At 56.6% G+C, this 19,841-nt stretch carries 20 protein-coding genes; 15 read left to right on the top strand and 5 right to left on the bottom strand.

Annotated elements, in window-relative coordinates; all coding sequences use genetic code 11:
* The first annotated feature begins 75 nt into the window (after window positions 1-75).
* The 3 genes from AC6I8T_RS09860 (at window position 76) to AC6I8T_RS09870 (ending at window position 1,112) form a co-directional block, all read left to right on the top strand.
* On the top strand, window positions 76-201 hold the full coding sequence (locus tag AC6I8T_RS09860) for a hypothetical protein (RefSeq protein WP_497833768.1): 126 nt from the start codon (window positions 76-78) through the stop codon (window positions 199-201).
* A gap of 100 nt (window positions 202-301) precedes the next feature.
* On the top strand, window positions 302-661 hold the full coding sequence (locus tag AC6I8T_RS09865) for a nucleotidyl transferase AbiEii/AbiGii toxin family protein (RefSeq protein WP_497833769.1): 360 nt from the start codon (window positions 302-304) through the stop codon (window positions 659-661).
* Window positions 615-1,112, top strand: coding sequence for a nucleotidyl transferase AbiEii/AbiGii toxin family protein (locus tag AC6I8T_RS09870; protein WP_497833770.1), 498 nt, complete (start codon window positions 615-617; stop codon window positions 1,110-1,112). The genes AC6I8T_RS09865 and AC6I8T_RS09870 overlap by 47 nt, the downstream gene beginning before the upstream one ends.
* A 79-nt stretch (window positions 1,113-1,191) precedes the next feature.
* On the opposite strand, the gene AC6I8T_RS09875 is transcribed toward AC6I8T_RS09870, so the two are convergent.
* Complete coding sequence (locus AC6I8T_RS09875) at window positions 1,192-2,028, bottom strand: IclR family transcriptional regulator (RefSeq protein ID WP_021183292.1); 837 nt, start codon at window positions 2,026-2,028, stop codon at window positions 1,192-1,194.
* Window positions 2,029-2,353: 325 nt separating this feature from the next.
* Here AC6I8T_RS09875 and AC6I8T_RS09880 point away from each other — a divergent pair, with 325 nt between their 5' ends.
* The 12 genes from AC6I8T_RS09880 to AC6I8T_RS09935 all read left to right on the top strand — a co-directional run bounded on the left by AC6I8T_RS09880 (window position 2,354) and on the right by AC6I8T_RS09935 (window position 16,099).
* Window positions 2,354-3,880 (top strand): sugar ABC transporter ATP-binding protein, encoded by a 1,527-nt coding sequence (locus AC6I8T_RS09880; protein ID WP_208725437.1) that lies wholly within the window; start codon window positions 2,354-2,356, stop codon window positions 3,878-3,880.
* A gap of 22 nt (window positions 3,881-3,902) precedes the next feature.
* Window positions 3,903-5,003: an ABC transporter permease gene (locus tag AC6I8T_RS09885; protein WP_021183289.1), complete on the top strand. Its 1,101-nt coding sequence runs from the start codon at window positions 3,903-3,905 to the stop codon at window positions 5,001-5,003.
* On the top strand, window positions 5,000-6,100 hold the full coding sequence (locus AC6I8T_RS09890; protein ID WP_021183288.1) for an ABC transporter substrate-binding protein: 1,101 nt from the start codon (window positions 5,000-5,002) through the stop codon (window positions 6,098-6,100). Before AC6I8T_RS09885 ends, AC6I8T_RS09890 begins: the two co-directional genes overlap by 4 nt.
* The gene (locus AC6I8T_RS09895) at window positions 6,100-6,927 is read left to right on the top strand and encodes an SMP-30/gluconolactonase/LRE family protein (RefSeq protein ID WP_208725538.1); all 828 of its coding nucleotides are present in this window, start codon (window positions 6,100-6,102) and stop codon (window positions 6,925-6,927) included. The genes AC6I8T_RS09890 and AC6I8T_RS09895 overlap by 1 nt, the downstream gene beginning before the upstream one ends.
* 276 nt (window positions 6,928-7,203) lie before the next feature.
* Complete coding sequence (gene yiaK / locus AC6I8T_RS09900; RefSeq protein ID WP_497833771.1) at window positions 7,204-8,202, top strand: 3-dehydro-L-gulonate 2-dehydrogenase; 999 nt, start codon at window positions 7,204-7,206, stop codon at window positions 8,200-8,202.
* A 14-nt stretch (window positions 8,203-8,216) separates the two neighbouring features.
* Complete coding sequence (locus AC6I8T_RS09905) at window positions 8,217-8,693, top strand: NanQ anomerase/TabA/YiaL family protein (protein ID WP_021183285.1); 477 nt, start codon at window positions 8,217-8,219, stop codon at window positions 8,691-8,693.
* Window positions 8,690-9,985, top strand: coding sequence for an MFS transporter (locus tag AC6I8T_RS09910; protein ID WP_021183284.1), 1,296 nt, complete (start codon window positions 8,690-8,692; stop codon window positions 9,983-9,985). Before AC6I8T_RS09905 ends, AC6I8T_RS09910 begins: the two co-directional genes overlap by 4 nt.
* Window positions 9,982-11,463 carry an FGGY-family carbohydrate kinase gene (locus AC6I8T_RS09915; protein ID WP_208725439.1) on the top strand — a complete coding sequence of 494 codons (1,482 nt, stop codon included), beginning with the start codon at window positions 9,982-9,984 and terminating at the stop codon, window positions 11,461-11,463. The genes AC6I8T_RS09910 and AC6I8T_RS09915 overlap by 4 nt, the downstream gene beginning before the upstream one ends.
* The gene (ulaD, locus tag AC6I8T_RS09920) at window positions 11,460-12,116 is read left to right on the top strand and encodes a 3-keto-L-gulonate-6-phosphate decarboxylase UlaD (protein ID WP_208725440.1); all 657 of its coding nucleotides are present in this window, start codon (window positions 11,460-11,462) and stop codon (window positions 12,114-12,116) included. The genes AC6I8T_RS09915 and ulaD overlap by 4 nt, the downstream gene beginning before the upstream one ends.
* On the top strand, window positions 12,113-12,973 hold the full coding sequence (locus AC6I8T_RS09925; RefSeq protein ID WP_021183281.1) for an L-ribulose-5-phosphate 3-epimerase: 861 nt from the start codon (window positions 12,113-12,115) through the stop codon (window positions 12,971-12,973). Before ulaD ends, AC6I8T_RS09925 begins: the two co-directional genes overlap by 4 nt.
* Window positions 12,970-13,668 carry an L-ribulose-5-phosphate 4-epimerase gene (gene araD / locus AC6I8T_RS09930; protein ID WP_497833772.1) on the top strand — a complete coding sequence of 233 codons (699 nt, stop codon included), beginning with the start codon at window positions 12,970-12,972 and terminating at the stop codon, window positions 13,666-13,668. Before AC6I8T_RS09925 ends, araD begins: the two co-directional genes overlap by 4 nt.
* Before the next feature lie 169 nt (window positions 13,669-13,837).
* A complete protein-coding gene (locus AC6I8T_RS09935; RefSeq protein ID WP_208725442.1) occupies window positions 13,838-16,099 on the top strand; it encodes a TonB-dependent receptor in 2,262 nt (753 codons plus the stop codon).
* Window positions 16,100-16,139: 40 nt separating this feature from the next.
* Here AC6I8T_RS09935 and kbaY read toward each other — a convergent pair whose 3' ends face one another.
* From kbaY to AC6I8T_RS09955, 4 genes are all read right to left on the bottom strand, one after another.
* Window positions 16,140-16,997 (bottom strand): tagatose-bisphosphate aldolase subunit KbaY, encoded by an 858-nt coding sequence (kbaY, locus tag AC6I8T_RS09940; RefSeq protein WP_497833773.1) that lies wholly within the window; start codon window positions 16,995-16,997, stop codon window positions 16,140-16,142.
* Window positions 16,997-18,157: an SIS domain-containing protein gene (locus AC6I8T_RS09945; protein ID WP_021183277.1), complete on the bottom strand. Its 1,161-nt coding sequence runs from the start codon at window positions 18,155-18,157 to the stop codon at window positions 16,997-16,999. The genes kbaY and AC6I8T_RS09945 overlap by 1 nt, the downstream gene beginning before the upstream one ends.
* Before the next feature lie 86 nt (window positions 18,158-18,243).
* Window positions 18,244-18,606 carry a hypothetical protein gene (locus AC6I8T_RS09950; RefSeq protein WP_497833774.1) on the bottom strand — a complete coding sequence of 121 codons (363 nt, stop codon included), beginning with the start codon at window positions 18,604-18,606 and terminating at the stop codon, window positions 18,244-18,246.
* Window positions 18,581-19,564 (bottom strand): IS110 family RNA-guided transposase, encoded by a 984-nt coding sequence (locus tag AC6I8T_RS09955; protein WP_497833775.1) that lies wholly within the window; start codon window positions 19,562-19,564, stop codon window positions 18,581-18,583. The genes AC6I8T_RS09950 and AC6I8T_RS09955 overlap by 26 nt, the downstream gene beginning before the upstream one ends.
* Window positions 19,565-19,841 lie beyond the last annotated feature (277 nt).

Below are 19,841 nucleotides of genomic sequence, written 5' to 3' on the forward strand. Positions count from 1 at the left end.
TGTTTTTAACACTAAAAACTTGAATCTGATAAACCAGATCGCTAACACGGGCCTCCGGCAAAAGCCTTGCTGGGTATGACACTGGATATTACGGGTGTTGCAGACAGCCTGAGCCTTTATGAATCACTGAATGCGACCAGCCGTTATAAGATCGGCATTGATCAATGGCCGTTGGCCAGCAGAAAATGGAATATCGAATGAATTTACATCAAGACAAGGACGTCTGGCTCGAATTGGTTCATACCACGGCTGATCACTTTGCCATTCCAGCGGTATATGTTGAAAAGGATGACTGGGTAACTTGGGTGTTCACAACCTTAGTCAGTCCAGTTTTCATGGCCAATTGATCTTTAAAGGCGGAACGTCGCTTTCCAAAGCCTGGAAACTGATTAACCGTTTCTCTGAAGATGTCGATCTCGCGGCGCATGTACGCGGAATGTCCGGCAATCAAATTAAACAATTTATCCGTGAGGCGGAAGCTACCCTTGTTGAGGGGCTAAGTTACACCCCAGACCATCCGGCGGAGTCAAAACACGGGGCATTCCGGAAAACGTGGCATAACTATCCCCGCTGGGTTGCTGGCGATTTTGGTCAAGCGATGCCGCTGGAGATTAATGCCTTCACCACACCAGAACCTTTTATCGCCCGTTGCAATAGCTGAACGATATGGACTGTGCGCATTTTCAGTGAATGTATTAAGTATTGAAAGAACAGTGGTGGAGAAAATCATTGCCCTGATTCGTGCTTCACGAGAGAAACGACCTGATGTGGCCTTAAAATCACGCATCCGCCATATTTATGATTTATGCATGATTAAGCACAATGCTGATTTTGCGCCATTATTTCAGGACGGCGCATTACTCAAGATGTTAAGCATTATGGAACATGCTGACCGTGAGCAATTCTCTTCTGCTGGCGACTGGCTGGATCAGCCGTTGAGTCAGGCGGCAATTTTTGCAAACACTGAACAGACATGGTCACACATTCGGGGAGAATTTCATGGGCGCTTTGCGGTTATGGTTTATGACAGTGACCTGCCGTCAGACAAAGAAGTTATCGGGATGTTTGATGCCGTGCATAAGCAGCTCAAGCAGTATCGCATGCTGGCGTAGCGGCGCGATTTATCGCGCGCTTTTGACCTTTGTGGAGTAAACCTGCGCGATAAATCGTGCCGCTACGGTACGGATTCTTTTACGGTAAGGTACACGCCTTTTGCGGCACCACGTATCCCAGCTCTTCCGAAATCGCACGGGCGGTGGCGACCACCGGACCCATCAGTTTTTTCACCCCAATCTGTTGCATCTTGGCGGTGGGCAGTGAAATCGACACCGCATAAGGCACCCGTTGCTGAATATCAAACACCGGCGCGGCGATGCAGGAAACACCCAGTTCATTCTCTTCGCGATCCATTGCCGTCTGCTGCTGACGAATGGACTTCAGTTCTTCCAGCATCTCCGGGAGCGTGGTGATGGTGTTTTTGGTCAACTGTTGAATGCTGTCCTGATGGCTTTGCCAGTAGTGCGCCGGATATTCTTCGCTGCCCCAGGCCATAAAAATTTTCCCCATCGCTGAACAATACAGCGGCATATGCTGGCCGATATAGGCGCGGGTGCGCATCATCCCGGTGGTGGGTTCCAGTTTATAAATCAGGATCACATGATCATCTTCGCGGCTGGAGAAGTTGACCGTTTCGCCCACTTCCAGATTCAGTTTCTCCAGATGCGGGGCAGCGACATGGATGATGTTGAGGGAGGAGAGGGCCTTCTGTCCGACAGAAATAAACTTAGTGGTCAGACGGTAACTGCCAGGCGAGGGTGCCTGCGTGACATAACCGCTGCTGTGCAAACCCTGCAACAGGCGATGCACGGTACTTTTGTTCATCCCGGACAACTCAGAAAGATGGGCCAACGGGCAACCGTTCGGGTAGTTGCTCAGTAATTCAATCAGTTGCAGCCCACGAAACAAGCTCTGCGTCCCCAGTGGCTTGTCACTCTTCTCTTCCTTCGCTTTCGCTACTTTAACCACCATCCACGCTTCCTCTTAGTTTTCCCACTCCGATAAAAGAGCAGTCGCCAGATGTTAACCCATGCACTTCAGCCTGGGAATCCTTCGCCAGGTTTAGTGTGACTTTTGGCGAAAATCCACCCCTTACCGAAGTGAGTGATGCATCACAAATCCGCAACACGAATTATATCTATTTGTTTATTAATGAAATTTATCCTCGCTACTTCTTTGCTTTTCCTGCGCACCAGGAATAGTATTTTTTGGAATCGTATTTCGTATGTTGAAATTTAGCGGTGTTTTGATGCTGTCGCCGCTGTTGATGCTCACCAGGAGTTTGCAGGAGGCGGTAATGCAGCATAGCCCGGGTACACCGGTTCTTACTCTGAGCCATATCACCAAACGCTTTGGCGGTAATCCCGCCGTTAATGATGTCAGTCTTGAGGTTTTTCCCGGCGAGGTGGTTGCCCTGCTGGGCGAAAACGGTGCCGGAAAATCCACGCTGATCAAAGTGCTGGCCGGAGTGTATAGCCGGGATGAGGGCGATATCCGCTTTCACGACGCCAGCATCGCGTCGGCCGCCAGTCTGAAAACCGCCACCCGGCAGCCAATCGCCTTTATTCATCAGGATCTCGGGCTGATTGAATGGATGACGGTGGCGGAAAATATGGCGCTGGTGATGGGTTTTACCCGTCGTCTCGGCTTGATCGACTGGCGGGCGGTGCGCGAGCGTTCGCGTGCCGCCCTGAACGATGTCGGCATCATGCTGGACCCGGATGCCCGCGTGTTTGAACTGTCGCGCACCGAGAAATCCCTGCTGGCGATTGCGCGCGCAGTGGCGGTCAACGCCGAAGTGCTGGTGCTGGATGAACCTACTGCCTCGTTACCCGCCAACGATGTGCGTCACCTGTTCGAAGTCATCAACCGACTGAAAAGTCGCAAAGTTGGCATGATTTACGTCACCCACCGCCTTGATGAAGTGATTGAGATTGCCGACCGCATCTGTGTGATGCGTGATGGTAAACGCGTTGCAGAAGGCAACACTGCCGATTATCAACTGCACGATCTGGTGGAGATGATTGTTGGGGAGGCGCTGGAAGGGAATCAACGGCAACCGCTACCGGCTGCGAGCAAACCGGTGCTGGTGTTGGATCAACTCTGCATTGATGAAGTCGGGCCGGTCAGCTTCAGCCTGCAACCGGGCGAAATGCTGGCGCTGGCTGGCTTACGCGGTGCCGGGCAAGAGGAAATTGGCCGCCTGCTGTTTGGTTTGCGTCAGGCCACCGCCGGGACGCTGCGCTTCCGTGACCAGGCGTATCAGCCACAGACGCCCCAACAGGCGATGGCGGCTGGCGTGTCGCTGGTGGCGGGGGACCGCACCGGCGAGAGCCTGGTGATGTCGATGAGCGTGCGTGAAAACCTGTTTCTTAATCCCTGCGCCAGTGGTCATCGGCTTTTGTCACGCTACGGACGGCGTGCCGAAATCGGTGCCAGCTGGTGGAAAGTTCAGTTATTCGATGTGCGTCCGAAAGACGTCAATCTCGACATCAGCGCCTTATCGGGCGGCAACCAGCAGAAGGTGGTGATGGCGCGCTGGATGCATCTCAATGCGCCGCTGCTGATTCTGGAAGACCCCACCGCAGGCGTCGATGTGGGCGCGCGCGAAGAAATCTATCACCTGCTGAATAAAGCGCTGACCGAGGGCGTGGCGGTACTGGTGATATCCAATGACCTCGAAGAGATCGCCCATATCTGCAACCGCGCGCTGGTGTTTAACCGTGGTCAGGTGGTCGGCGAATTAAAAAATGAACAGGTTAGCTTTGCCGGTTTGCTGGAGCTGGCCTCTGCCAGCAGCGCTGCCCCATTAACCACCGTCTGAAAAGGAAGGCAGGAGAAAAATTATGTCAAAAACATCCGTCAAATCCACCGCGCTGGAGCAGCGGGTCAGCCTTGCGCAACATGGCTTTGCCCCCTGGTCGATGCAGATAATGACCCGCTACGGCCTGTTGCTGTTATGTGTGGTGTTAACCCTGTTGTTCTCGGCGCTGTCACCGTCGTTTGCCACCATGCTGACCTTACAGGCGATCCTCGCCAGTAAAGCCAAGATTGCGCTGCTGGCGCTGGCGGCGACCTTGCCAATGATTGTCGGCAAGATCGACCTGAACGTCGGTTTCGGCATTGTGCTGTGGCATATCCTCGCCATTACCCTTCAGGTGGAGTACGGCTTCTCATGGCAGATGGCGGTGCTGACGGTGCTGGTGATCTCGGCGCTCTACGGGTTACTGAACGGCATCCTGGTAGCGCTAGCGGATATTGACAGCTTTGTCGCCACCCTCGGCTCCGGCACCGTGCTGTACGCCGTGGCGCTCTGGCACTCCGGTGGTCGGCAAATTGTTGGCGATCTGCCGGATGCCTTTAGCGCGCTGCATCATACCGAGTTGTTCGGCATTCCCATCGGCGCGTTTTATGTGTTGATCGTTGCGCTGGTGCTGTGGCTCGTCACCGAACATACCCCGTTGGGCCGTTGCATGTATGCGGTAGGTGGCAACCCCACTGCCGCGCGCCTCAACGGCATTGCGGTGAATAAATACATCATCGGGACCTTTATCGCCTCCAGCGTGTTGACCGGTTTCAGTGGCGTACTGATTGCGGCTGAACAGGGCGTAGGCCAGGCCAGCGTCGGGATGGATTATCTGTTGCCAGCGCTGGTGGGGGCTTTCCTCGGTAGCACCACCATTCGTCCGGGACGGGTGAACATCTGGGGCACCGTGGTGGGTATCGCCATTCTCGCCATCGGTATTGCCGGGATCCAACAATTTGGCGGCGACTTCTGGGTCGAACCGTTATTTAACGGCGCGACCTTGTTGCTGTCGATTACGCTTGCCGGTTACGCCCAGCGTCGCCGCCTGCTGAACCAAAAAGCCGTGGTGCGCAGTCAGAGCGCACCGACCTCTGCACCTGACCATAAACAAAAAACCATCACACCAGGGAATTCATTATGAAAAATCAGGCATTGAGTCTTACCTTGGCCGCTTTGCTGGTGGCCTCCGCCTCCGCGCAGGCTGACAGCTACCTGGATCAGGCGACCGCTGCCGTGGCGAAGGCCACCGCCAGCTCGAGCACCTGGGATGGGCCGACCACCGGCCCCAAACTGCAACCGAACAAAAAAATCATTTTTATCGCCTCTGATATGAAAAACGGTGGGGTGCAGGGGGTGCAGCAAGGGCTGAGTGAAGCGGCGAAGGTCGCGGGATGGAAACTGGAAACTCTGGATGGTGGCGGTTCGGTGAAAGACCAGCTCGCGGCGCTGAATCAGGCAATTGCCCAGCGCCCGGATGGCATCGTGATTGGTGGCTGGAACCCGAACGTGGCAAAAATCCCGCTGAAGAAAGCCAAAGAACAAAAGATCGTGCTGATGGCCTGGCATGCTGAACCGCAGCCGGGACCGATTGCAAAATATGGCGTGACGGACAATATCACCTCCGATTCCAATGATGTGGCGCGGCTGGCGGCGCAATATGCCGTGGTGAAATCCGGTGGTAAGGCGCAGGTGTTGATCTTCACCGACTCGCTGTACCAAATCGCGCTGGACAAGGCCAATACCATGAAGCAGGAGATTGAGAAGTGCAGCGGCTGCAAGGTGGTGGAATTTATCGATACGCCGCTGGCGGATACCGCCAACCGTATGCCTTCCATGACCTTCAGCCTGTTGCAGAAATACGGCGATCATTTCCAGTACGCGCTGTCGATCAACGATCTCTATTTTGACTTTATGGCTCCGTCGCTGAAAACCGCGGGTAAAGGGGGCAGCAATGCGCCTTTCAATATTTCTGCCGGTGACGGTTCCATCTCAGCTTTCCAGCGTATCCGTAACAGCGACAGCCAGATCGCCACAGTAGCTGAGCCGCTCAAGCTGCACGGCTGGCAATTGCTGGATGAGTTCAACCGCGCCTTTGCCGGTCAACCTTCCTCTGGCTATGTAACGCCGGCGCATCTGATCACCAAAGACAATATCGCCAACGACGGCGGCCCGGAAAACAACTACGACCCGGCGAACAACTATCAGGGACACTACAAAACCATCTGGGGCGTACAGTGATGCAGCCGGAAAAACTCTGTTCACCCGCCATCTGGGCCGAAGGCCCGGTATGGCTGCCGCAGCAGGATGCGGTGGTGTTTAGCGATGTCAAAGGCAACCGGATGTTCCGCTGGCAGCGCAACGGTGAGTTGAGCCTGTGGCGCGCCAACGCCAACTATGCCAACGGTAACGCGCGTGACCTTGAGGGGCGAGTGGTGAGTTGTGAACATGGTCGCCGCGCCATCAGCCGTACCGAGCATGACGGTAGCGTGACGCTGTTGATTGATAAGGTCGAGGGCAAACGCTTTAACTCACCGAATGATGTGGTGGTACGTTCCGATGGCACCCTGTGGTTCACCGATCCGCCGTACGGGATCGTCAACGATGAGGAGGGGTATCACGCCCACAGCCAGGTGATCGGTTGTTATCTCTACTGCTTCGATCCGGCCAGCGGGCAGCTCAGTATCGCCGCCAGCGATCTGCAACGTCCCAACGGCCTGGCGTTTTCGCCCGATGAAAGCCTGCTGTACGTGGCCGATATGTCGGTGGTGGATTTCCCCACGCTGGGGCGTCGCCAATTGCGCGTCTACAAGGTGGATGGTCGCGAGTTGATGGCGGGGCAATTCTTTGCCGAGGTGGCACCGGGTTTTCCTGACGGCTTCTGTGTCGCGGCGAACGGCGATATCTACTGTAGCTGTGCCGACGGCGTGATCATCTTCGACAGCAGCGGTAGGACGCGCGGCAAAATTGCGTTACCGGAGCGGGTATCGAACTGTACGCTGGGCGGCCCGCAGGGTGACGAGCTGTATATCACCGCCACCACGTCGTTGTATCGGGTGCGTTTGTAACGGCGCGATTAATCGCGCGGATTTTTCCGGCATCGCGCGATAAATCGCGCCGCTACGCATCGGGGCAGGATCGTCTGTCCCGGCTTCCCCACGTCTGAAATCTGGCCGATTTGCGGCCGATCACAAAAGTCGATCAAAGTTTTATTTGATTGATTTTAAACGATAAATTTTCCAGCCATTTCTTTGACTCCTCTTTGCTTTCGCCATACGATTTATTTGGAACGACATTCCAACATATGAAATATAGAGCGTAGCGCTGGGGAGACAGTAGCCGTTATGAGAATCAGCTATCAGCAATTATATGAAGAATTCCTGCGCGTCTTGCTGAGTCGCAAGGTGCCAGAGGAGAAGGCCACCGCGTGTGCCGCCATGTTTGCCGAAACCAGCCTGAATGGTGTCTATTCCCACGGCGTGAACCGTTTTCCCCGTTTTATTCAGCAACTGGATGCCGGACATATCGTGCCGGAGGCCACGGCCAATAAAGTGTTGTCACTGGGTGCTATCGAGCAGTGGGATGCGCACCGCGCCATCGGCAACATTACCGCGCGCAACATGATGGATCGTGCCATCGAACTGGCGACCGATCACGGCATCGGCCTGGTTGCCTTGCGTAATGCTAACCACTGGATGCGCGGCGGCAGTTACGGCTGGCAAGCGGCAGAGAAGGGCTATGTTGGCATCTGCTGGACCAACTCGATTGCGGTGATGCCGCCGTGGGGGGCGAAAAACTGTGCTATCGGCACCAACCCGCTGATTGTTGCGGTACCGGGTGAACCCATCACCATGGTGGATATGTCGATGTCGATGTTTTCCTACGGCATGTTGGAAGTGAATCGCCTGGCGGGCAAAACCCTGCCGGTGGATGGCGGTTTTGATAACGACGGCAACTACACCCGCGATCCCGCCACCATCGAAAACAACCGTCGCATCTTACCTATGGGTTACTGGAAAGGCTCGGCGTTGTCGGTGGTGCTGGATATGCTCGCCACGCTGCTCTCCAACGGCGCGTCGGTGACCGAGGTGACCGAAGACAACGGTGACGAATTTGGTATCTCGCAGGTGTTTATCGCTATCGATGTCGATCGCCTGATTGACGGCGCCACCCGCGACCACAAACTGCAACGCATTCGCGCCTCGATTACCGGTGCCGAACGTGCCGACAGTCAACAGGCGGTACGCCTGCCGGGTGAGCGCTTCCCGGTGCTGCGGGCGGAAAACCTGCGTCTCGGCATCCCGGTGGATGAGCGTGTCTGGACGCGTATCCAGGCGTTGTAACGGAGGATAACCCCATGATTACCGGACATATCGCCAACACCGATGCACGCCACTATCCGCCCGCTATCGCCCGCGCCATTGCGTATCTGGCCGGTCACGATCTGGCAACGATGGCCGCCGGACGCCATGTTGACAGCGCCACCGGTTGGCAGGTGCAGGTACTGGATCTGCAAACCGCACCGGCTGAGGAAAACTATCCTGAAGCGCACCGCCACCATATCGATGTGCAATATCTGGTGTCGGGGGCGGAGGTGATTGGCGTGGCGAATCAACCCGCCAGCCTGGCGGTGCACCAGCCGTACAACCCCGAACGCGACATTATTTTTTACCAGCACGCAGCGGATGAAACTCTGATTCGCATGGTGCCAGGCACCTTTGCGGTGTTCTTCCCGCAGGATATTCACCGACCCAACTGCGCACCGGATTTGCCGGGTGCGATCCGCAAAGTGGTGGTGAAGATCCCGACAACCGCGCTGGAGGAGGTCGCATGAGTCTGACATCAACCGCACTGACGCGTGAAGGCGTTCCGGCACTGCGCTGGCTGCGCATCATCCCGCCGATTTTGATCACCTGCATCATCTCCTACATGGATCGCGTCAATATCGCGTTTGCCATGCCGGGCGGGATGGATGCAGAGCTGGGCATCAGCGCTTCGATGGCTGGGTTAGCCGGTGGCATCTTCTTTATTGGTTATCTGTTCCTGCAAGTACCGGGCGGCAAGCTGGCGGTGTACGGCAACGGCAAACGTTTTATTGGCTGGTCGTTGCTGGCATGGGCGGTGATCTCGATCCTCACCGGGTTAGCCACCAGCCAGTATCAGTTGTTGGCGCTGCGCTTTGCCCTCGGCGTCGCGGAAGGCGGCATGTTGCCGGTGGTGCTGACGATGATCGGCAACTGGTTCCCGGATAAAGAACGTGGTCGCGCCAACGCCATCGTCATTATGTTCGTCCCGATTGCCGGGATCATTACCGCACCGCTGTCAGGCTGGATCATCACCAACTGGGACTGGCGCATGCTGTTCTTTGTTGAAGGGGTGCTGTCGGTGTTCGTTATGGCCTTGTGGCTGTTCACCATCAGCAACCGCCCGCAGGAAGCGCGCTGGATTTCACCCGCCGAGAAGCAGTATCTGATCAAGACCCTGCACGATGAACAACTGATGATTAAAGGTCAGAACACGCGCAAAGCCTCGCTGAGCCGGGTGATGCGTGAGCCGGTGATGTGGCGTCTGATCCTGGTGAACTTCTTCTACCAGACCGGGATTTATGGCTACACCCTGTGGCTGCCGACCATCCTCAAAGGGCTGACCAACGGTAATGCCGAGAAGGTAGGGATGCTGGCGATTCTGCCGTATGTCGGGGCGATTTTTGGCATGTTCCTGTTCTCGGCGCTGTCCGATGCCAGCGGTCGCCGCAAGATTTTCGTGGCGCTGCCGCTGGCCGGGTTTGCCCTGTGCATGGCGCTGTCGGTGCTGCTGAAAGCACACATCTGGTGGTCGTATGCCGCCCTGGTGGGTTGTGGCGTGTTTATCCAGTCGGCGGCTGGTGTGTTCTGGAGCATTCCGCCACGCCTGTTTAACGCTGAGGTCGCCGGTGGTGCGCGCGGTCTGATCAATGCGCTGGGTAATCTCGGTGGGTTCTGCGGTCCGTATATGGTGGGCGTCCTGATTGCGGAGTACAGCAAGGATGCCGGGGTTTACAGCCTGGCGATCTCGCTGGCGATTGCCTCGCTGCTGGCACTGACGTTACCGGCGCGCTGCGACTCCGCCAAAGGGGAGGCCGCATGAAGAGTTGGTTAGGGCTGGACTGCGGCGGCACCTTTATTAAAGCCGGGTTATATGACGCCCAGGGGCGCGAGCTGGCGGTGGCACGACAAAACCTGCCGGTGCTGGTACCACAGCCGGGCTGGGCGGAACGCGACATGACCCAGTTGTGGCAACAGGCGGCGGCGGTGATCCGCGAAGTGCTGCACCAAAGCGGGCAACAGGCGGCGCAGGTGGCGGGTGTCGGGATCTCTGCTCAGGGCAAGGGGCTATTTCTGCTGGATAAGCAGGGGCAGCCGCTGGGTAATGGCATCCTTTCCTCGGATCGTCGCGCGCTGACGCTGGTGCAGCAGTGGCAGCGTGACGGTATGCCACAACAACTCTATCCGCAAACGCGGCAGACGTTGTGGACCGGCCATCCGGTGTCGTTGCTGCGCTGGATCAAACAACATGAGCCACAGCGTTACGCGACAATTGGCAGCGTACTGATGGCTCATGATTACCTGCGCTTCTGCCTGACCGGTGCGCTGGCCTGTGAAGAAACCAATATCTCCGAATCCAATTTGTATGACATGCAAAGCGGTGGCTGGTCGGCGGCGTTGGCTGAAACCTTAGCGATCAGCGAAATCGTCCCGGCCTTACCACCGATTATCGGCCCGACCGAGGTGGCCGGGTATGTCACCGCGCAGGCTGCGGCCTTGTGTGGACTGCGGGAAGGCACGCCGGTGGTTGGTGGGTTGTTTGATGTAGTGTCGACGGCCCTGTGCGCCGGATTGCATGACGCGACCCGCCTGAACGCGGTAATGGGGACCTGGTCCGTCACCAGCGGCATTACCGACCGCATCATCGCTGAGACCGATTACCCGTTTGTCTATGGCCGTTATGCCATCGACGATCAGTTCATCATCCATGATGCCAGCCCGACTTCCGCCGCCAACCTTGAGTGGTTCTGCCAACAGTGGGGCATCGAAGATTATCAGCAACTGAACGACTGGGTGGCTGCTCTGCCAGCGGCTAGCAGTTCGCTGTTGTTCCTGCCTTTCCTCTACGGCTGCAACGCCGGGACCGACCTGCACGGCAGTTTCTTTGGTATGCAGGCGGGGCACACCCGCGCGCATCTGGTGCAGGCGATCTATGAAGGCGTAGTGTTCTCGCATCTGACCCATCTCAACCGGATGCGTCAGCGTTTCCCGCAGGCCAGCGCGTTGCGTCTGAGCGGCGGGCCGACCCGTTCTGCCCCCTGGATGCAGATGCTGGCCGATGCCAGTGGCTTGCCGGTTGAGGTGCCGCAAATTGCCGAAAGTGGCTGCCTGGGCGCGGCGCTGGTCGCGCTCACCGGCACCGGTGCCTATGTCTCGCTGCAACAGGCGCAGCAGGCGCTGAATCCCGACATCGTCACCTGGCAACCCGATGACACCCGGCACGCCCGTTATCAGCAGAAATATCAACGTTATCAGCAACTGGTCAATGCGCTGGCGGCTGCACAAGGAGTTAACCCATGAGCCTTCCTTTGCTCCAGCTGGCGCTGGACCACACCGACCTCGATGCCGCGCTGAGTACCGCGCAGCAACTCCATCAGGAGGTCGACATCATCGAGGCAGGCACCATTTTGTGTTTCAGCGCCGGGATTGAAGCGGTACGCCGCCTGCGTCAGCAGCATCCGGCGAAAACCCTGGTGGCCGATTTTAAAGTCGCCGATGCCGGTGCCACCCTGGCCAGGATGGCGTTTGACGCCGGAGCCAACTGGATGACGGTGATCTGCGCTGCGCCGCTGGCGACCTTTGCCACCGCACTGGACGTGGCGCGCAGCTATCAGGGCGATATCCAGATCGAGCTGTTTGGTCACTGGACACTGGAAGATGCCCGCCAGTGGCGCAGCCTGGGCCTGACGCAGGCCATCTACCATCGCGGACGTGATGCACAGGCCAGCGGTCAACAGTGGAGCCAGCAGGATCTGGCGGCGATGCAGGCGCTATCCGATATGGGGTTTGCCCTGTCGATCACCGGCGGTATCACCCCGGAAGAACTGCCGCAGTTCCGCAATATCGACGTCAAGGCATTTATCGCCGGACGCGCATTGAGTGACAGTGTCACCGGCATTGCCACCGCTAACCAATTTCATCAGGCCATTGCCAACATCTGGGGAACCGCATGAAACGCCAGCATCCACTGGGAATTTATGAAAAAGCACTGCCGGCCCATCTCACCTGGCCAGAGCGACTGGCCCTGGCGAAAGCCTGTGGTTTCGATTTTGTCGAGATGTCCGTCGATGAGACTGATGAGCGTCTGTCCAGGCTGGACTGGAGTAAAGAACAGCGCCTGTCACTGGTCAACGCGATGATTGAAACTGGCGTCAGCATTCCGTCGATGTGCCTGTCCGGCCATCGCCGCTTTCCGTTCGGTAGCCATGATGCGCAGACACGTCAGCGTGCCGATGACCTGATGGATCGGGCGATTCAACTGGCGAAGGATGTCGGCATTCGCACCATCCAGTTGGCAGGTTATGACGTCTACTACGAACCGCACGATGAAGGCACGGTGGCGCGTTTTGCGGCGGGGTTGTCCCGCGCGGTGGAGCGTGCCGCAGCCGCACAGGTGATGCTGGCGGTGGAGATTATGGACACCGAATTTATCAACGCCATCAGTAAATGGAAGGTGTGGGAGCAGCAACAGGCGTCGCCTTGGTTCTCCGTCTATCCCGACGTTGGCAACCTCAGCGCCTGGGGCAATGACGTTGCCGCCGAACTGACGCTCGGTATTGATCGCATTGCCGCTATCCATCTGAAAGACACCCAACCGGTCACCGCCAGCTCGCCGGGGCAGTTCCGCGATGTGCCTTTTGGTCAGGGCTGCGTTGATTTTGTCAGCGTGTTCCGCACCCTGAAGCAGCTGAATTATCGCGGGGCGTTTCTGATTGAGATGTGGACCGAAAAAGCCGAGGAGCCGGTGGCGGAGATTGTGCAGGCACGGCGCTGGATTGAACAAAAAATGCAGGAAGGGGGATTATTGTGAGCGTATTAACCTTGAAACAACAGGTACTGGAAGCCAACCTGGCGTTGCCGCGCCATCATCTGGTTACCTTTACCTGGGGCAATGTCAGCGCCATCGATCGTGCCAGTGGTCTGGTGGCGATCAAACCCTCCGGCGTGGAGTACGACGGCATGACGGTGGAGGATATCGTGGTGCTGGAGCTGGAAAGCGGGCGTATCGTGGAGGGCAGCAAGAAACCTTCATCGGATACCGCCACCCATTTGGCGCTCTATCGCGCGTTTGCCGACATTGGCGGCATTGTGCATACCCATTCGCGTCATGCCACCATCTGGTCACAGGCCGGGCAGGATTTACCGGCCTGGGGCACCACCCATGCCGATTACTTCTATGGCTCCATCCCCTGTACCCGGCTGATGACCGAGCAGGAGATCGTCAATGACTACGAATACAACACCGGACAGGTGATTATTGAAACCTTCCGCACCCGCGGCATCAGTCCGACGGCGATTCCGGCGGTATTGGTCAATGCCCACGGTCCCTTTGCCTGGGGCAAAGATGCCGACAACGCGGTGCATAACGCCGTGGTGCTGGAAGAGATTGCCTATATGGGAATTTTTTCGCGCCAGCTAACGCCGGGGATCAAAAGCATGCAGCAGGATCTGCTGGATAAACATTTTCTCAGAAAGCACGGCGCAAATGCCTATTATGGGCAGTAACTTGTTTACGTCGCGGCGCGATAAATCGCGCCGCGACGGGGCATACTGAACGATTCGGTTATATTTGCTGGCAAAAAAATTACGCAGAAATTACCAGACCAAAACAGAAAATAAAGCTAATCACTCTCATTATCATTCATCTTTTTTGACACCAGTGATTACTTTATTCATGAATAATAAACCTGTTCTTATGCGCGGGAAAAAGTTCCCTGCGCCCAGCAGCCTGGCGATGATGATCAGTGTCTGCTGTAACTTTGCGGTGCACGCTGCATCAGCGGCTGACACCACCACGCAGGTGACTCCGGCGAAAAAAGTTCCACAGGAAAACACCCTTACCGTCACCGCCACCCCGGTTAACCGCTTCAATCCGGGCGGCGACGCGCTGGTGCCGGCGTATCTTGACGGGCAGGTTGCCAACGGTGGACGCCTTGGCATCCTTGGCGAACAAAGTGCCATGAACGTGCCGTTCAGCATCGTGGGTTACACCAATAAAGCCATTCAGGATCAGCAGGCGCGCTCGGTGAGCGATGTGGTGCGCAACGATGCCTCGGTCGCGACCGGTTATGGTTACGGCAACACCCAGGAAATCTATAAAATTCGCGGCTTTGAGCTGGCCAGTGAAGATATCTCATTTGGTGGCCTGTATGGCGTATTGCCACGTCAGTTTATGCCGGTGGAACTGGCCGATCGCGTGGATATTCTGAAAGGCGCGAGCGCGTTCCTTAACGGTGTGCCGCCGGGCGGCACCGGCGTGGGTGGCACCATCAACCTGGAACCGAAACGGGCCGGGAGCGAGCCACTGACCCGCGTCTCCCTTGACTACACCTCGAAATCCCAGGTGGGCGGGGCGCTGGATATTGCCCGTCGCTTTGGCGACAACGATCAATGGGGCATTCGCGTCAACGCGGTGCATCGTGAAGGGGAAACGGCGGTGGATAATCAGAAACGCCGCCTGACGCTGGGCACCATCGGCCTCGATTATCATGGTGATCGCTTCCGAGCCTCACTGGATGCCGGTGCGGAAAAGCAGACGGTGCACGGTGCGCGTTCGGTGGTGTACACCAGCGGTATGACCAGCATTCCCAAAGCGCCGTCGGCCACCACCAACTACGGCCAGAAATGGGCCTTTACCGACACCAGCAGCCAGTTTGCCATGCTGAAAAGCGAATATGATCTCAGCGACAACTGGACGCTGTACGGCGGTATTGGCGGCAACCATACCCATGAATACGGTTCTTACTCCTCACCGACCGTTAATGACAGCAACGGTGATGCCACTATGGGGCAGATGCGCGTGCCGTATTTCTCCGACGGCCTGTCAAGCCAGGCCGGGATTCGCGGCAAGTTTGACACCGGGTTTGTAAACCACAGCATCAACTTTGGTTACTCCAGCACCTGGAGCCGCATCCGCAGCTCGTATGCGATGTCTTCCGCCAGCATCAGCACCAATATCTACGATCCAACCTATGTTGATGAACCAACCGATGTGGCTTATACCGGCGGCCATATGGACGACCCGCGAGTCACCAGCCGCACCTTCAACAGCGGTGTGTCGCTGGCCGATACCATGTCGATACTGGATGATCGCGTGCAGCTGATCACCGCGCTGCGCCGTCAGTCGGTCAACGTTACTAACTACGATTACGATGGCGTGCAGTCGGCCAATTTTAGCCAGATGAAAGTCACTCCAGCATTTGGTCTGGTGTTGAAACCGTGGAAAAACATCTCCTTCTACGCCAACCATATTGAAGCGTTGCAGGCCGGTGAAACCGCCAGCAGCAGCTACGGCAGCGGTACGGTGGTGAACGGTGGTCAGGTCACCGGTATCGAAACCTCCAAACAAAACGAAGTAGGGGTGAAAGCCGATTATGGCCGTATCGCCGGTTCAATCGCCGTGTTCGAGATCCGCAAACCGGTAGCGACCTATCGCTATCTCGGCAACAGCAGCGGCACCGATCAATATGAATACGGTAACTACGGCGAAGAACGTAACCGTGGTCTGGAACTGAGCCTGTTTGGAGAGCCGGTGTACGGCGTGCGCCTGAACGGTAGCGCCACCTGGATGGACCCGGAACTGACCAAAACTCAGGACGGTACCTATGATGGCAAAGACGCGATTGGCGTACCGCGTTATCAGTTGGTGCTGGGCGGGGAATGGGATATTCCGGGCTTGCAGGGCGTGACCGCGACCGGGCGCGTGATCCGCACCGGTTCGCAATATGCTGACGAAGCGAACACCCTGAAAGTGGATGGCTGGACACGTCTGGATCTTGGCGTGCGTTACGATATGCAACTGCCGAAAAACAACATCGTCTGGCGCGCTACGGTGGAGAACGTCACCAACGAAAACTACTGGGCATCTGCCAGCGATGGCTACCTGACGCAGGGCGACCCGCGTACCCTGAAACTGTCGATGACCGTGGATTTTTAACCGATAAAGGTTCCGGCGCGATAAATCGTGCCGGAACGCATTATTTCAGTCGATCCGCAGAACCACATACCAGGATCTTATCGCGCACCACAGCCTTCATCGCGTCCATACCGACCCGCAGGTAATAACGGGGATCGTTACCTTGCGGATTCTCGCCGAACCAGTTTTTTACCGCCCCGGCAAAGGCAATTTTCAGCTCGGTTGCCACATTGACTTTGCACACCCCCAGGCCGATGGCGCGGCGCACATAATCATCCGGCACATCGCTGGCACCGTGTAACACCAGTGGGATAGTGACGCGCTGATGGATCTTTTCCAGCCGTTCAAAGTCAATCTTCGGCGTATGAGTATAGAGGCCATGCGCGGTACCAATCGCCACCGCCAGGCTATCAACGCCGGTTTGATTGACAAATTCCAGCGCTTCGTCGGGATCGGTCAAAAACGCGCTTTCGTCACTGACCGCCATATCATCTTCCGCACCACCCAGACGGCCCAACTCGGCCTCAACGCTGCAATCATGACGATGGCAGAAGTTGACCACTTCGCGCGTCAGTTTAACGTTATCGGCAAAGGGGACATGACTGCCGTCAATCATCGCGCTACGCACGCCAGCGTGGACTTTGTTGCTGATATCCGCCAGCGTTTCATGGTGGTCAAGATGCAACGCCAGTGGCAGGCCATAACTGCGCGAGTAAGCCTGGCACAGGGCAAAAATCTCCTGGAAGGCGATATGTTTAAAGGTTCCCGGCGTGCCCGCCAGAATCACCGGCGATTGCATCTCTTGGCAGACATCAAGGATCGCCTGAATGGTTTCTGCGTTGTGGATATTGAACGCGGGCACGGCATAGCCATTGGCCTGAGCATCCAGCAGCAGATATTTGGTGGAGATAATGCCCATCAGCGTACCTCCGGCCAGCTATGGATCACCACGCCTTGCACCACACGATTCACCGTCCCACTGGCAGAAGGGGTGTCCGGGGTGATACCCGCTTTCAGCGATGCGGTCAGGGCAAAGATCTGTGCGTAAACCAGGAAGCAGAAGGCCAGCTCGATATCGTTAAAGGTGCGCGAGGCAGGCAGGTAGAGATGTGGACCGGCTTCCATGACCGTTGCTGGCGTATCGCTAATCGCAACCACGCGCAGCGCAATGTTTTCCCGATGCAGCTCAGCCAGCAGATCAAGATCGTATTGGCGGGTATAGGGATGGCTGGAGACAAACACCACCACCAGGGTTTCATCATCAACCAATGATTTAGGACCATGACGGAAGCCCACCGGCGATTCGTAGAAGGCCGCCAGTTGCCCGGCAGTGAGCTCCAGCACTTTGAGGGCAGACTCGCGCGCTGCTCCCTGCAAGCCGCCGCTACCGAGATACACCACGCGCCGCCAGTTGAGATCGCCAAACGCCGACTGGCTGAAATCGCCGTGGCTGGCAATGATCGCCTCACAGCATGCCGCTACGCTGGCAAAGCTGTGGCTGTTGAACAGTTGAGGGGCAAAAATCGCCAGACAACTCAGCATCATGGTGCTGATGCTGCTGGTCATGGCAAAACCACGATCGTGAGTCTCTGCGGGCATCAGGCGCACCCGCGCGTTGTCATGCTCGCAGGCGTAATGATACAGATCGCCGGTCGCGTTGCAGGTGATAATCAGGTGACGGCAATTCGCCACAAACTGATTTGCCAGTTGCACCGCAGCCACGCTTTCCGGACTGTTGCCGGAACGGGCAAATGAAACCAGCAGCAAGGGTTGCTCAGCGTGAAAGTAATCCATCGGGTTGGTGACGAGGTCGGTGGTGGGGATGGCCACCACGTTGGCTTGTAACTGACGTGCCAGGCAAGGCGCGATAATGTCGCCGATAAAGGCGGAGGAACCCGCGCCGGTCAGAATAATTTTCCCGCCAGGTTGCGCATAGAAGGTGTTCAGCCAGTCATCCAGTTCTGCACGCTGGGTGTCGAGATGGTGCAGGGCGGTCATCCAACTGGTCGGTTGCTGGCGAATCTCTTCTTCGGTCCAGGTTTGAGTGCCCGACGTGTTGGCCGCAAGGGTTTCATTCATAACACTATCCTTAAGATTAAGCCGTGACAGAAAGGCAATCAGATGGTTTCACTACCTTTCTTTTTGCGGTGTTTTTGTTATTTCAATTAATAATGCAATCTACAAGAAAGAAAGTGAAAGCACAACATGAAAAAGGAAGAAAACGAAAGGTGATAATAATTAGGATGTGCCGAAACCGCGTGATAAATCACGCCGCTACGGATCATGCGGAAGTAGCGGCGCGATTTATCACGCAACGCCGTGAGATGCAGCCAACAATTGTAGCCGCGCGATTTATCGCGCAACGCCGTGAGATGCAGCCAACAATCGTAGCGGCGCGATTTATCGCGCAACGCCGTGAGATGCAGCCAACAATCGTAGCGGCGCGATTTATCGCGCAACGCCGTGAGATGCAGCCAACAATCGTAGCTACCGTCTTGAACGTCAAGCGGTAGCTGCGTAATTTTCATCCCACTTCATCCGCGTTTTCAGCACCCCGAAGCACTGATGAACCAGCTTGCGCATCACCGCTCCAGGCGCGGCCTTGCTGGCTTTGCCCTTCGCGATTAGCCTCTGGTACAGCGCCTTCGCCGGGGCATTCCACCTGATCGCTACGATCGCCGCCATATACAGTTTCGCCCTTACGTCTGCCGGGCCTGTTTTTGACATCCGCGCACGCCCCCTGACTGAGCTCCCGGACGTTTTTTCCACCGGTACCACACCCAGCCACGCAGCGGCCTGTGAAGCACACCGGAACGGACACGAGCGCAGCACCGACAGCATTGTCGTGCCCACCACGCTGCCTATTCCTTTTATCGATTCCAGCAGCTCACGGTCTTCCTTCAGACCCGGATGATTATCTGTGTGGTCTGAGATGAGCGCTTCAATACGCTTCAGCTCGTCCCTGTGGGCTTTCAGGGTTCTCTCCAGCGAGTCAATGATTTCAGGCGCTGTGCGGGTTGAATGGGCTTTTTCCAGTCGGTTCTCCGCCCGCTGGACATCAGCCTGAAGTGAGTCCCGCAGACGCACCAGCTCCCGAAGTTTACGGACCTCCGGGGAGGGTGGCACCCAGGCATCAGGCTGTTTCAGCTCGCCATAACGGGCCAGGATGTAAGCATCAACGGAGTCGTTTTTAGTCAGGATAGCCATTCCACGGGCGAACTCCCTGACCCGCTGAGGATTGCTGATGCAGACCGTGACGGGGGTATTTTCATGAAGACTGAAGGCGACGTTTTCGTGATAAATGCCGGTCGCTTCGAGCACCACCATCACCTGTTCAGGATGGCATTTTTGCCTGATTAACCAGTCATTTATCTCCCGGCCGGCGTCGGGATGATTTTTGAGGGTTTTGGTTTTCTTTTTCCCGTTGCCGGGCAACAGGCAGAGGTCGAGTTTGTTTTTACTGACATCAATACCGAGATAAATCATAAGACAGCTCCCTTTCACATGAACCATCACGCCATCTTGCCTTGTACATACGAAGTCAGAGCTTCTGGTTACCGTTCAGAGTAGATGCTGGCGTGAAAGGAGAAACGGAGGACTTTAAGCTACGGCACAAGATCGGGTCTTAAGCGGCGCGACAAGCTGCCTCCGTTTCGTGTAACGGGTAGCTAACCAGTTACAACTTCAAGATACAAGCGGCGCGATTTATCGCGCAACGCCGTGAGATGCAGCCAACAACCGTAGCGGCGCGATTTATCGCGCA

The organism is Pantoea sp. X-Soil-OKNW-556 (assembly GCF_059730695.1).